The 13,363-nt window shown below is 71.3% G+C and carries 12 protein-coding genes; 6 read left to right on the plus strand and 6 right to left on the minus strand.

Annotated elements, in window-relative coordinates:
* The first annotated feature begins 315 nt into the window (after positions 1–315).
* Both pyk and ABZV06_RS15485 read left to right on the plus strand, forming a co-directional pair.
* The gene (gene pyk, locus ABZV06_RS15480) at positions 316–1,764 is read left to right on the plus strand and encodes a pyruvate kinase (protein WP_355236869.1); all 1,449 of its coding nucleotides are present in this window, start codon (positions 316–318) and stop codon (positions 1,762–1,764) included.
* Positions 1,761–2,645 (plus strand): acyl-CoA thioesterase II, encoded by an 885-nt coding sequence (locus ABZV06_RS15485; protein WP_355236872.1) that lies wholly within the window; start codon positions 1,761–1,763, stop codon positions 2,643–2,645. The genes pyk and ABZV06_RS15485 overlap by 4 nt, the downstream gene beginning before the upstream one ends.
* A 9-nt stretch (positions 2,646–2,654) precedes the next feature.
* Here the strand turns inward: ABZV06_RS15485 and ABZV06_RS15490 are convergent, their stop codons facing one another.
* Positions 2,655–3,317, minus strand: coding sequence for a YceI family protein (locus tag ABZV06_RS15490; RefSeq protein ID WP_355621834.1), 663 nt, complete (start codon positions 3,315–3,317; stop codon positions 2,655–2,657).
* 224 nt (positions 3,318–3,541) lie between these two features.
* On the opposite strand from ABZV06_RS15490, the gene ABZV06_RS15495 reads away from it, so the two are divergent.
* The gene (locus ABZV06_RS15495) at positions 3,542–4,006 is read left to right on the plus strand and encodes an Rrf2 family transcriptional regulator (RefSeq protein ID WP_007462839.1); all 465 of its coding nucleotides are present in this window, start codon (positions 3,542–3,544) and stop codon (positions 4,004–4,006) included.
* Positions 4,007–4,148: 142 nt separating this feature from the next.
* Positions 4,149–5,171 (plus strand): sulfite exporter TauE/SafE family protein, encoded by a 1,023-nt coding sequence (locus ABZV06_RS15500; RefSeq protein WP_355621837.1) that lies wholly within the window; start codon positions 4,149–4,151, stop codon positions 5,169–5,171.
* Between the two features lie 316 nt (positions 5,172–5,487).
* On the opposite strand, the gene ABZV06_RS15505 is transcribed toward ABZV06_RS15500, so the two are convergent.
* Positions 5,488–6,927 (minus strand): pyridoxal-dependent decarboxylase, encoded by a 1,440-nt coding sequence (locus ABZV06_RS15505; RefSeq protein WP_355621840.1) that lies wholly within the window; start codon positions 6,925–6,927, stop codon positions 5,488–5,490.
* Between the two features lie 237 nt (positions 6,928–7,164).
* Here ABZV06_RS15505 and ABZV06_RS15510 point away from each other — a divergent pair, with 237 nt between their 5' ends.
* Positions 7,165–9,450: a cellulose binding domain-containing protein gene (locus tag ABZV06_RS15510; protein ID WP_355621843.1), complete on the plus strand. Its 2,286-nt coding sequence runs from the start codon at positions 7,165–7,167 to the stop codon at positions 9,448–9,450.
* Between the two features lie 199 nt (positions 9,451–9,649).
* Here ABZV06_RS15510 and ABZV06_RS15515 read toward each other — a convergent pair whose 3' ends face one another.
* Positions 9,650–10,693 (minus strand): LLM class flavin-dependent oxidoreductase, encoded by a 1,044-nt coding sequence (locus tag ABZV06_RS15515; RefSeq protein ID WP_355236888.1) that lies wholly within the window; start codon positions 10,691–10,693, stop codon positions 9,650–9,652.
* A 12-nt stretch (positions 10,694–10,705) separates the two neighbouring features.
* Positions 10,706–11,179 carry an Lrp/AsnC family transcriptional regulator gene (locus ABZV06_RS15520; protein WP_355621846.1) on the minus strand — a complete coding sequence of 158 codons (474 nt, stop codon included), beginning with the start codon at positions 11,177–11,179 and terminating at the stop codon, positions 10,706–10,708.
* A gap of 83 nt (positions 11,180–11,262) precedes the next feature.
* On the opposite strand from ABZV06_RS15520, the gene ABZV06_RS15525 reads away from it, so the two are divergent.
* Positions 11,263–12,441: an aminotransferase class I/II-fold pyridoxal phosphate-dependent enzyme gene (locus ABZV06_RS15525; RefSeq protein WP_355236894.1), complete on the plus strand. Its 1,179-nt coding sequence runs from the start codon at positions 11,263–11,265 to the stop codon at positions 12,439–12,441.
* On the opposite strand, the gene ABZV06_RS15530 is transcribed toward ABZV06_RS15525, so the two are convergent.
* Both ABZV06_RS15530 and ABZV06_RS15535 read right to left on the minus strand, forming a co-directional pair.
* A complete protein-coding gene (locus ABZV06_RS15530) occupies positions 12,442–13,092 on the minus strand; it encodes an epimerase (RefSeq protein ID WP_355621849.1) in 651 nt (216 codons plus the stop codon). It lies immediately after the preceding gene.
* Between the two features lie 72 nt (positions 13,093–13,164).
* The coding region (locus ABZV06_RS15535; RefSeq protein WP_355621852.1) for a hypothetical protein at positions 13,165–13,363 on the minus strand (199 nt) is incomplete at its 5' end.

Consider the following 13,363-nt stretch of genomic DNA (forward strand, 5'->3'; position numbering starts at 1 on the left):
CCGTCGGCCCGTCGAGGGTGTCGTACTGGTGACGGTGGCGCGGCACGCGTCGGTGCTACGGTCGCGCGAACCGGGCGTGCCCGGGCCCGGCCGGGCTGCCTTCGAGGGCCGCCGGAGGCCGCCGCCGGGAGCGCCCCGACACCGCCCCAGCGCGGAGGCGTACGATTCCCGGCGCGCGGTCGCCGTTGCCCGTCGCCACAACGTTCCGGTGCGCTTGCGCCCGCCGGCCCGACGCGTGCCACGCGTCGTTGGACACCTGTTCCACTGCCTGCAAGGGGTCGGCCCCGAGTCCGACCCGAAGGAGAGACTAGCCTGATGGGCGTGACACGCCGCGCGAAGATCGTCTGCACTCTTGGTCCCGCCACCTCGTCGCCGGAGCGCATCCGGGGCCTCGTCGAGGCCGGCATGAACGTGGCGAGGCTCAACTTCAGCCACGGCAGCCACGAGGACCACGAGGCCGTCTACCGGCTGGTCCGGGAGGCGTCCGAGGCCGCCGGCAAGCCGGTGGCGGTCCTCGCGGACCTTCAGGGCCCCAAGATCCGGCTCGGCAAGTTCGCCGACGGGCCGCACGAGTGGCGCACCGGTGACTCGGTCGTGATCACCGGCGACGACATCCTCGGCACCAAGGAGCGGGTCTCCTGCACCTACACCAGGCTGCCGCACGAGGTGAAGCCCGGTGACCGGCTGCTGATCGACGACGGCCGTGTCGCCGTGGAGGTCACCGACGTCACCGGCAACGACATCCGTTGCCTGGTCACCGAGGGCGGCCCGGTCTCCAACAACAAGGGCGTCTCGCTGCCCAACGTGGCGGTCAGCGTGCCCGCGATGTCGGACAAGGACGCCGAGGACCTGCGCTTCTCCCTGGGGCTCGGCGTCGACCTCGTGGCGCTGTCCTTCGTCCGTTCGGCCGAGGACATCAAGCTCGTGCACAGCATCATGGCCGAGGAGGGCGTGTTCCGGCCGGTGCTGGCCAAGGTCGAGAAGCCGGAGGCCGTGGAGCACCTCGAGGCCATCGTGCTGGCCTTCGACGGCGTGATGGTCGCCCGCGGTGACCTCGGTGTCGAGATGCCGCTGGACGAGGTCCCGCTGGTGCAGAAGCGCGCCGTGCAGCTGTGCCGGGAGAACGCCAAGCCGGTCATCGTGGCCACCCAGATGCTCGACTCCATGATCGAGAACTCTCGCCCCACCCGGGCGGAGGCGTCCGACGTCGCCAACGCGGTGCTCGACGGCGCGGACGCGGTCATGCTGTCCGGCGAGACGAGCGTCGGTAAGTACCCGGTGCTCACCGTCAGCACCATGGCCAAGATCGTGACGACCACCGAGGCGGGTTCGATCGGCGTGCCGCGGTTGCAGCACGACCCGCGTACGCACGGTGGCGCGCTCACCGTCGCCGCCTCGTCCATCGCCCGGGCCATCAACGCCAAGGCGCTCGTCGCGTTCTCGCAGACCGGCGACACCGTGCGGCGGCTGTCCCGCCTGCACTGCGACCTGCCGCTGCTGGCCTTCACCCCGGTCCCCGAGGTGCGCGACCAGCTCGCCCTCACCTGGGGCGTCGAGACCTTCCTCATGCCGTTCGTGCAGCACACCGACGACATGTTCCGCCAGGTCGACCAGGCGCTGCTCGGCCTCGACCGGGCCAACCCCGGCGACTACGTGGTGATCGTGGCGGGCAGCCCGCCCGGCACCCCCGGCTCGACCAACACGCTGCGCGTACACCAGCTCGGTTCGCTGGTCGACGCCGCGTCGGCGCGGGCGCTGCAGTGAGCGACGGTCGGGTCGCGGTCGGCCAGGCAGCTGTCGACCAGCTGCTGGAGGTGCTGGACCTCGACCCGACCGGGGAGATGGCCTTCCGGGGGATGAGCCCCCCGGTCGGCCCACAACGGGTGTACGGCGGCCAGGTTGCCGGTCAGGCCCTGGTCGCCGCCGGCCGCACGGTGGACCCGGAGCGGTTCGTGCACTCGCTGCACGGCTACTTCGTCCGCCCCGGCGACCCCGTCGAGCCCATCGAGTACCAGGTGGAGAACATCCGCGACGGCCGGTCGTTCTCGGTGCGCCGCGCGGTAGCCCTCCAGCACGACAAGCCGATCTTCTTCATGTCGGCGTCGTTCCAGCGGGCCGAGGAGGGGTTGGACCACCAGGCTCCCGCCCCGCTGGACGTACCCCCGCCGCAGGACGTGCCGACCATGTCCGACCGGCTCTCCCGTTACCCGGAGCGCCTGGGTATGTGGGGGCAGATCCCCCGCCCGATCGACGTGCGCTACGTGGGGGAGCCCGGTTGGGTCCGTCCCGGTGACCGGCCGGCCGACCCGCACCAGCGGGTCTGGATGCGCATCGACGGCAAGTTGCCCGACGACCCACTGCTGCACGCGTGCGCCCTCACCTACGCCTCCGACCTCACCCTGCTGGACTCGGTGCTCTCCGTGCACGGCGAGGTGTGGGGGCCGGGTGGCGTGGTCGGCGCGAGCCTGGACCACGCGCTGTGGTTCCACCGGCCGTTCCGCGCCGACGAGTGGTTCCTCTACGACTGCTGGAGCCCGTCCGCGTCCGGCGCGCGCGGGCTGGCGACCGGCCGGATGTTCACCACGGACGGCCGGCAGATCGCCAGCGCCGTACAGGAGGGTCTGCTGCGCCGCGTCGGCGCCTGACCCGACCGGTCACGCCTGGTGGATGGCCTCGCCGGCGATCTCGATCTGTACGGTCTTGCCGACCAGGACGCCGCCGCTCTCCAACGCGACGTTCCAGAGCAGGCCGTAGTCCTCCCGGTTGATCTCGGCGGTCGCGCTGAATCCGAAGATGTTCTGTCCGTACGGATCCTGACGGGCGCCGCCAAAATTCACCTGAAGGTCCACCGCGCGGGTGATTCCCTTCACCGTCAACTCTCCGGTGAGCACAAATCGATTGGACTCGGACTGCGGCGGGGGATTGTGACTTCTGCCTCGTCCGCCAAGCCGGTGGTTACGCAGGCGTGCCCAGTAGAAAATCGGGTCTTCGTTGCTCTGCCATTTGATGCCCGTGCTTCGATATTCGAGAGTGGTGTAACGCTCCACATCGAGGAAGTCCGCGCTCTTCAGGTGGGTGTCCCGGTCGGCGCTTCCGGTGGAGATGCTCGCCGACGCGATGGTGGCCGTCACCCCGGAGCGCAGCGGATCCTCCGCCACCGTGATCTCCGCGGTCGCCTCGGCGAACTCGCCGCGTACGGGGCTCACCATCATGTGCCGGGACAGGAAACCGATCCGCTTGTGCGCCTGATCGAGGCGGTAGGTGCCGGCGATCGGGATGGTCATGCCATCCCAGGTGCGTGTGGCGACATCGGCCATCGTGTTGCCTTCCCCCCGGGTTTTATCGATGTCTGGCCCGAGCCCCAGAAACCGGTCGGGCAGGCATGGTGCCCGCCCAGCATAAGGACGCTCGGAATCGGCGTTTCGAGCCCCACCGGGTAGTGGATCATTCGCTCCGGCGCTATTGGCTATTCGTCGGTGCGTGACCGATCGGCCGAGGGCCGCCGGTCCCGGCGGATGACCTGCGGGCTAACCTTGCCGGCATGCGTCTCTCCGCCCGGGTCGACTACGCCCTCCGCGCGGCCGCCGAGCTCGCCGCGACGGCCAGCGGCCCCGGGCGGGGCCGGCCGGTCACCGCCGACCAGATCGCCCGCGCGCAGGAGATCCCGCCCAAGTTCCTGGAGAGCATCCTGTTGCAACTGCGCCGGGGTGGCATCGTGCACGCCCAGCGTGGTCCGGAGGGCGGTTACTGGTTGGCCCGTCCGGCCGAGGAGATCTCCCTCGCCGAGGTGATCCGGGTGATCGACGGGCCGCTCGCGCACGTCCGGGGGCAACGCCCCGAACAGCTCGGCTACCACGGCCCGGCCCGTGCCCTCCAGGAGGTCTGGATCGCGCTGCGCGCCAGCGAGCGCGAGATCCTCGAACTGGTCAGCGTCGCCGATGTGGCAGCGGGCACGCTGCCCGCCCGCGTCACCGAGCTGGCCGCCGACCCGCGCGCCTGGATCTGAGTGGGCAGCGGGCACCACGCCCGCCCCTCGTGAGCGCGGCCGAGCCGACGTCCCATCCCCCGGTCGGGGGCTTGACCCGGGCTGCCCCGTGCCGCATTGTCGACCAAGTCGATAGGAGATACCGAAAAGTCAGGGGGCGCTCATGCGCAAGCTGTTGGTCCTCGCTCTGGTCGGGCTCGTCGCCCAGTTGATCGATGGTTCGCTCGGTATGGCGTACGGGTTGACCTCGTCCACGTTGCTGCTGGTCGTCGGGGTCGCTCCCGCGTCCGCCTCGGCGTCGGTGCACCTGGCCGAGATCGGCACCACGCTCGCGGCCGGCGTCGCGCACTGGCGGTTCGGCAACGTCGACTGGCGGGTCGTGACCCGCATCGCCCTGCCCGGCGCGGTCGGCGCGTTCGCCGGGGCCACGCTGCTCAGCTCGATCTCCACCGAGTCAGCCGCGCCCTGGATGGCCGCCATCCTCTTCACCCTGGGCACGTACCTGCTGGTGCGCTTCGCCCGACCGCTGCGGACCGGTCGGGTCGGCGGACGGCTGCGCGGACGCTTCCTCGGGCCCCTGGGCCTGGTCGCCGGCTTCGTCGACGCCACCGGCGGCGGCGGGTGGGGCCCGGTCGCCACTCCGGCGTTGTTGGTCTCCGGCCGGATGGAGCCCCGCAAGGTGATCGGCTCGGTCGACACCGCCGAGTTCGTCGTGGCGGGTGCCGCCAGCATCGGTTTCCTGATCGGGCTGGGCACGGAGGGGTTCCTGCTTCCCACCGTCGTCGCCCTGCTGATCGGCGGGCTCATCGCCGCCCCGCTGGCCGCCTGGCTGGTGCGCATCGTGCCCGCCCAACTGCTCGGCGCGGCGGTCGGTGGCGTGATCGTGCTGACCAACGCCCGCACCCTGATCCGGTCCGCCGAGCTGGACGGCCCGCTCCGCCCCATCCTGTACGCCCTGCTGGCCGCCGGTTGGCTGACCGCGCTGGTCTTCGCCGTGCGGGCCCTGCGTCGTACCCGCCAAGCCCGCGCCACCGCTGCCACCGCCACCGCCGCTGCCACCGTGACGGCCACGGCACCCGCCGCTGGATTGCCGGCGTCTTCTGAGTCGGCCTCTGTCATCCCCGGCGCTGCCGACGGCAGCGCACCGGCCGATCTCAGCGTGGCGGGAACGCCGGGAGTGCGCTGACCCGCGCGGCGGCCTCTGCTGAACAGCTCACCTTCGCGTTGACCGCCGACCAGCAACCTGCGCTGCTCGTGCGACGGCTGTCCGGGGCGAGTCTCCCCGCCACCCGTCGGTGTTCGCGGCGGGGTGCTTCCCCCGTGAGTGTGATGCCTGTGAGTCATCAAGATGACTCACAGGCATCACACTCATTAGAGTCCTCGCCCCCGCCAGGGCGAGGTGCGGCGCTGCCGCCGGTCATCAGCCCTGCCGACGGGCAGCCGGGACCCGGCTCCTCTGCCGCCGTCACGGCGGGAGTTTGACGGCGGTAACGCCCGGGCCGTCAGCGCGTCAGCAGTTTCTCCGCCGCCTCGGCGAGGAGCGCCCACGCCTCGTCGACGTGCGCCTCGGTGCTCTGCGGTGAACCGACGGCCAGCCGCAGCGTGTAGCGGCCGGCGACGCGGGTGTGGGTCAGGTGGACGCGGCCGGTGCCGTTGACCTGGGCCAGCAGTTCGGCGTTCGTGTCGTCGTCGGCGCGGAGCCGGAAGCAGACCAGCGAGAAGGGGTGCGCCGCGGCAAGCTCGAACCGGTCGTCGGCGCGGAGGTGGTCGGCGAACCGGGCGGCCAGGGCCACGCCGGAGCGGATGTGCGCCCGCAGGCCCTCGACGCCGTACCAGCGCAGCACGAACCACAGTTTCAGCGCCCGGAAACGGCGGCCCAGCGGCACCTGCCAGTCCCGGTAGTCGAGCACCGCTCCCGATTCGGAGGCGGCGTTGCGCATGTACTCCGGGAGCACCGTCAGTGCCTCGATCAGCTCACGGCGGTCGGCGACCCAGAACGCGTCGCAGTCGAAGCCGGTGAGCAGCCACTTGTGCGGGTCGAAACAGTACGAGTCCGCGTACTCCAGACCGGCGTGCGACCAGCGCAGCTCGGGGCAGACGGCGGCGGCGCCCGCGTACGCGGCGTCGACGTGCAGCCAGATGCCGTACTCGGCGCAGATCGCCCCGATCTCCGCTACCGGATCGACGGCGGTGGTGGAGGTGGTGCCGATTGTCGCGACCACGATGGCGGGTACGTCGCCGGCGGCCAGATCCGCCTCGATCGCGGCGCGCAGCGCGTCCGGGCGCAGCGCCTGGGTGTCCGGGTCCACGTCGAGCGTCCGGACCCCGTCCGCGCCCAGTCCGGCGATCCGCGCGGCCTTCTCGATGGAGGAGTGCCCGTGCACCGACGTGTACGCCCGGTAGCGCCTGTCGATGCCGGCGGCGCGCCAGCGGCCCGCGCTGGCGCGGTGCAGCGCGGTGAGGGTGGCCACCAGGGTCGCCGAGGAGGCCGAGTCCTGGATGACACCGCCGCCGGCGCCGGTCGAGGAGAAGCGCGCCGGCAGGGCGAGCAGGTCGGCCAGCCAGTCCATCATGACCGTCTCGAGTTCGGTGCACGCTGGGCTCGTGGCCCACATCATGCCCTGCACCCCGAGGCCGGAGCTGACCATGTCGCCGAGCAGGCTCGGACCCGAGGTGTTCGCGGGGAAGTAGCCAAAGAACCCGGGGTGCTGCCAGTGCGTCAGCCCCGGTAGGACGATGGCGTCCAGGTCGGCGAGCACCGCCTCGACCGGCTCGCCGCCGGTGCTCGGTGGCGCGCTCGGCAGGGTCCCGGCCACCGTGCCCGGCGGGTCGGCGGAGGTGACCGGTCGCTGGTGCAGCGTCGTCCAGTAGTCGGCGATCCAGTCGACGACGGCGTGGCCGGCGCGGCGGAACTCGTCCGGGTCCATGTGTGGTGCGCTCACCCGGCGAGTCGATCAGGCGGCGTGGGGGAGGGTCAAGAGCCGCACGGCGTGACGATCGTCGATATTGCGGAGTGGAAAGCGCTTGCCCTACGATGCGGCTGAGCCGAATCCGAGTTCCAGGGCGTTCATCCCCGACCAGATCGCCGTTCGCCGCCGCCGCGGCGGACCGTCCACCGTGCCACCCCGGGCAGGGCAGGTGGACCAGAGCGGTCATCACCGGATCCCCGGAGGCAGTTCATGCACCCGTCAAGACAACGGCTGAGTCTGCTCGCCGCCTCGACAGCGGCAGCCGTCGTCGCCGGCACCGTCGGTACGGTCGTCGCCTCGGCCGCCGCTGTCGGCTGTCGTGTCGACTACCAGGTCACCAACCAGTGGCAGGGCGGTTTCGGCGCCAACGTCACCATCACCAACCTCGGCGAGGAGGTCAACGGCTGGACCCTGACCTGGTCGTACACCGCCGGCCAGCAGGTCTCCCAGGCGTGGAACGCCATCGTCAGCCAGTCCGGCGCCCAGGTGAGCGCGCGCAACGTCGACTACAACGGCGCTCTCGCCACCAACGGCACCGCCTCGTTCGGGTTCAACGCCTCGTGGACGAGCAGCAACCCCGCGCCGGCCAGCTTCGCGCTCAACGGGGTCACCTGCACCGGAGCGCCTCCCACGGGCGGCCCGACCACGCCGGCCCCGACCACCCCACCGCCGACCACCCCACCGCCCACCACGCCTCCGCCGACCACGCCTCCGCCGACGACGCCGCCGCCCACCGACCCTCCGGCCGGGGCGAAACAGATGGAGAACCTCGACCGTGGGCTGATCAGCGTTCGTTCCGGCAGCGGCAACCTGGTCTCCTGGCGACTGCTCGGCACCGAGACCTCCGGCGTGTCGTTCAACCTGTACCGCGGCTCGACCAGGGTCAACGCCAACCCGATCACCGGCGCCACCACCTACCTCGACAGCGGTGCGGCGGCCGGGTCGGCGTACACCGTGCGGGCCGTGGTGGGCGGCGCCGAGCAGGCGGCGTCCGCGCCCGCCCTGCAGTTCGCCAACGGCTACCTGGACGTGCCCCTGCAGGTGCCGGCGGGCGGCACCACCCCCAGCGGGGAGAGCTACACCTACAGCGCCAACGACGCCTCGGTCGGCGACCTCAACGGCGACGGCACCTACGAGATCGTGCTCAAGTGGGACCCGTCGAACGCCAAGGACAACTCGCAGTCCGGCTACACCGGCAACGTCTACGTCGACGCGTACACGCTCACCGGCACCCGGTTGTGGCGCATCGACCTCGGCCGCAACATCCGGGCCGGCGCGCACTACACCCAGTTCCAGGTGTACGACTACGACGGCGACGGCCGCGCCGAGGTGGCCATGAAGACCGCCGACGGCACCCGCTCCGGCACCGGTCAGCTCATCGGCTCGTCGTCGGCGGACTACCGCAACTCCAGCGGCTACGTGCTGTCCGGCCCGGAGTACCTGACCATGTTCAACGGCCAGACCGGCGCGATCGCATCCACCGTCACCTACGACCCGCCGCGCGGCACCGTGTCGTCCTGGGGTGACTCGTACGGCAACCGGGTCGACCGTTTCCTCGCCGGCACCGCGTACCTGGACGGCCAGCGCCCGTCCCTGATCATGGCGCGGGGCTACTACACCCGCGCGGTGGTGGCCGCCTGGGACTTCCGCAACGGATCCCTGACCAAGCGCTGGACGTTCGACTCGAACTCGTCCGGCAACGGCGCTGCCGCCGGGCAGGGCAACCACCAGCTCTCCGTGGCCGACGTTGACGGTGACGGCCGCCAGGAGATCGTCTACGGCGCCGCCACCATCGACGACAACGGTCGGCTGCTCTACTCGACGGGCAACGGGCACGGCGACGCGATGCACGTCGGGGATCTCGACCCGGGCCGCGCCGGCCTGGAGGTGTTCAAGGTCGACGAGGACGCCAGCAAGCCCAGCTCGTGGTTCGCGGACGCCCGTACCGGTCAGATCCTGTGGTCCACGCCGGCCTCCGGCGACAACGGCCGGGGCGTCTCCGCGGACATCTGGGCCGGCAGCCCCGGCGCGGAGTCCTGGTCGGCGGCGGTCTCCGGACTGGCCAACACCCGTGGGCAGAACATCGGCCGCAAGCCGTCGTCGACGAACTTCCTCGCCTGGTGGGACGGTGATCCGGTCCGGGAACTGCTGGACGCCACGAAGATCGACAAGTACGGCACCGGAGGCGAGACCCGGCTGCTCGACGGCAACGGGGTGGCGTCCAACAACGGCACCAAGTCCACGCCCGCGCTCTCGGGCGACATCCTGGGCGACTGGCGCGAGGAGGTGATCTGGCGGACCACCGACAGTCGGGCGTTGCGCATCTACAGCACACCCACCCCGACCAGCACCCGGATCTACACGCTGATGCACGACCCGCAGTACCGGGTGGCCATCGCGTGGCAGAACACCGCGTACAACCAGCCGCCACATCCGGGGTTCTTCATCGGCGATCAGATGGCCGGTCCGCCCACCCCGAACATCTACCTACGCTGATCTGACCCTGGCGGTCCTGATCGAGTTCGCCTAAGGTGGCAGGCACCGGGCCGCAGCCGCGGAATCCGCACAGCTGCAGCCCGGTGCTCCACACCGCGGCATTCCCGACCCGTCCCGACCGGGAATGCCGTACCACCACCGGCACCAACATTAGGCACCGTCCGGGTCGCGGGAGTGACGCTGACGTGAAGATCGTGTTTCACGCGTCCCGACGCAGGCCCCCGGCCACCTTCTCGGCGATCAACTCGTACGACCGCACCCGGTCGGCCACGTCGTACACCAGCGTGGTGAGCATCAGCTCGTCCGCGCCGGTGCGCTCCTGCAACTCGGTGAGCTGCCGCAGCACCGTCTCCGGCGATCCCATCGCCTGACCGTCGCGCCGTTGCAGCACGAACTCCCGCTCGATCTCGGTGTACGGGTACGCGGCCGCCTCGTCCGGCGTCGACAGCGGCTCCGGCCGACCGGAACGCAGCTTCAGGAACGACAGCGCGCTCGGCCCGGCCAGCCACTCGGCCCGCTCGTCCGTGTCGGCGCAGACCGCGTTGACGGCCACCATCGCGTACGGCTTGTCCAGCCACTGCGACGGCCGGAAGTTCTGCCGGTACAGCGCCAACGCCGGCAGCGTGTTCGCCGAGCTGAAGTGGTGCGCGAACGAGAACGGCAGACCCAGCAGGCCGGCCAGTTGGGCGCTGAAGCCGCTGGAACCGAGCAGCCAGACGGCCGGCTGCTCGCCCCGACCCGGGGTGGCGACGATCTGCCCCGGCTTCTCGCCGCTGAAATAGTTCATCAGGTCGGCCAGCTCACGCGGGAAACCCTCCGCGGACAGGCCCTCCATGGTGCGCCGCAACGCCAGCGCGGTCACCTGGTCGGTGCCCGGGGCCCGGCCGATGCCCAGGTCGATCCGGCCCGGGTGCAGCGCCTCCAGGGTGCCGAACTGCTCGGCCACCACCAGCGGCGCGTGGTTCGGCAGCATCACCCCGCCCGAACCCAGCCGGATCGTCGACGTGTTGGCCGCCAGGTGCGCCAGCAGGACCGCCGGCGCGGAGCTGGCGATCGCCGGCATGTTGTGGTGCTCGGCCACCCAGAACCGGCGGTAGCCCAGTTCCTCGGTGCGCCGGGCCAACTCGGTGGTGGCACGAAGGGCGTCACCGGCGGTGGCGCCCTTCGCGACCGGAGCAAGATCAAGAACAGACAACGGTACGGTGATCACACGTTGTGCCAACTCGGCGGCCTGCCCGTTCATTCCGGCCGCCGCTCAGCCCACACCCCGCGCCTGCTCGAAGATCAGGCTGGTCTGGGTGTGCTGCACCACCGGATCGACCGCCAGGTGGTCCAGCACGAAATCCCGCAGCGCGTCACCCGACGCCGCCCGCACGTGCAGCACGTAGTCCTCCGCACCGGCCACGTGGAACACCGACACCACCCCGGGCAGCCGCACCGACCGCGCCCGGAACGCGTCCACCGCCGCCCGCTCGTGCGCGGTCAACCGCACCGACACCAGCGCCTGCAACGGCAGACCGAGCGCCGCCGGATCGACCTCCGCGTGGAACCCCCGGATCGCCCCGCGCTCGCGCAACGCCCGCGTACGCGTCAGACACGTCGACGGCGCCACCCCCACCCGCTCGGCGAGCGCGTTGTTCGGCAACCGGCCGTCCGCCGCCAACTCGGCGAGGATCGCGCGGTCCACCTCGTCCAGCGCCGGCCGTACAACATTCGACTCAGGGGGCATCCCCGCATTCTCCACCGAATCAACGACAGAAAGAAGGTGCCCCGACAGAATCATCTACCAAAGCATTGCCTCCCCGGCTGCGGATGTTCGACGCTACCGCCATGACGACGGTGGACACCCGAGCCGTACACGCCGGCCGCGACGACCTGCGCACCCTCGGCGTGCACGTACCACCGATCGACCTCTCCACCACCAACCCGCTGCCCTCGGTCGACGACGGTGGCAACGCGTACGAACACCTCGCCACCGGCGGCACCCTCCCCGCCGGTGCCAGCGCCGTCTACCAGCGGCTCTGGAACCCCACCGTCGCCCGCTTCGAAACCGCCCTCGCCGCCCTCGAAGGCACCGACCAGGCCGTCGCCTTCGCCAGCGGCATGGCAGCCCTCACCGCCACCCTGCTCGCCGCCACCCGCGACGGACACCGCCACATCGTCGCCGTCCGACCCCTCTACGGCGGCACCGACCACGTCCTCGCCACCGGCCTGCTCGGCACCACAGTCACCTGGGCCCACCCCGACGAGGTCGCCACCGCCGTCCGCCCCGACACCGCCCTCGTCGTCATCGAGACGCCCGCCAACCCCACCCTCGACCTCGTCGACATCGCCGCCCTCGCCACCGCCGCCGGCGACGTACCCCTGCTCGTCGACAACACCGTCGCCACGCCCGTCCTGCAACAACCCGCCCGCCACGGCGCCGCCCTCGTCCTGCACAGCGCCACCAAGAGCATCGGCGGCCACGGCGACGTCCTCGCCGGCGTCGTCGCCTGCGACGATGCCTGGGCCGCCCGACTCCGCCAGGTCCGCGCCGTCACCGGCGCGATCCTGCACCCCCTCGGCGGCTACCTCCTGCACCGCGGCCTGCAGACCCTGCCGCTGCGGGTCCGCGCCCAACAGGCCACCGCCGAGAAACTCGCCGGCTGGCTCGCCGACCACCCCGCCGTACACCGGGTGCACCACCCCTCGGTGTACGACCCGGCGGCGCTCGTCGGCCGGCAGATGTCCGGACCCGGCAGCCTGCTCGCCTTCGAGGTACGCGGCGGCGCGCCCGCCGCCGCCACCGTCGCCGCCTCCTGCCGACTCATCACCCACGCGGTGTCCCTCGGCGGCGTGGACACCCTCATCCAGCACCCCGCCTCGCTGACCCACCGACCCGTCGAAGGCGACGCGAAGCCGGACGGGGCGCTGCTGCGCCTCTCCGTCGGCCTCGAAGACCCCGAGGACCTGCGCGCCGACCTCGCCCAGGCGCTCGACGCGGTCGTCTGATCAGCGCAGCTCGCGGTTGCCCAACACCCGGGTCGGCGAACCCTCCCGGGCCACCCGCAGCATCGCCCGGCCGATCCCGTCCGTCGTCGTCACCTGGTTCGGCAGCAGCCGCCGCAACACCGGGAACAGCGGACGGGTCACCGCGTACCCGATCCGGTACGCCCGCGTCCGCGACACCGCCCCGTACGTCGGCTGGATGAACCCCGGCCGCGCCGCGTACCCGTTGGGCAGCAGGTCCATGACCGCGTTCTCGGTGCGACCCTTGACCCGCGCCCACATCACCCGGCCCTGCCCGGTCGAGTCGGTGCCGACGCCGGAGACGTAGACGAACGTCACCTGCGGGCTCACCTCTGCGAACAGTCGCGCGGCAGCCATCGGGAAGTCGTAGCTGATCCGGGTGTACGCCGCCTCGTCCAGACCCAACGACGAGACGCCCAGGCAGTAGAAGCAGGCGTCCACGCCGGTCAGCTCCGCCCGTACCGCCTCCAGGTCACCCACGTCGGGGACGGTCAGCTCCCGCAGTTTCGGGTCCTGTTGACCGGTCGGCCGGCGGCCGACGGTGAGCACCTCCCGCACGTCCTCGGCGAGCAGACACTCGCGCAGCACGCCCTGACCGACCATGCCGGTCGCACCGAAGATGACCACCCGCATCAGACCCGCCTCCTGTCGTCGACACTCGCACAGGCTCCCACGCGCCGTCCCCACGCCGGCCGATCGCCGTCCTCACGCCGGTCGATCGCCGTCCCCACGCCGGTCGATCGCCGTCCCCACGCCGGTCGATCGCCGTCCCCACGCCGGTCGATCGCCGTCCCCACGCCGGCCGATCATGAAGTTATTGCCTCCGACCTCGGCGTGTCGGAGCAATAACTTAAATAAATAACACAAAGGAATAGCACACAAATGAAAAACAGAAACACGAAAT

It is taken from the genome of Micromonospora sp. NPDC005172, assembly GCF_040608555.1.
Lineage (GTDB): Bacteria > Actinomycetota > Actinomycetes > Mycobacteriales > Micromonosporaceae > Micromonospora.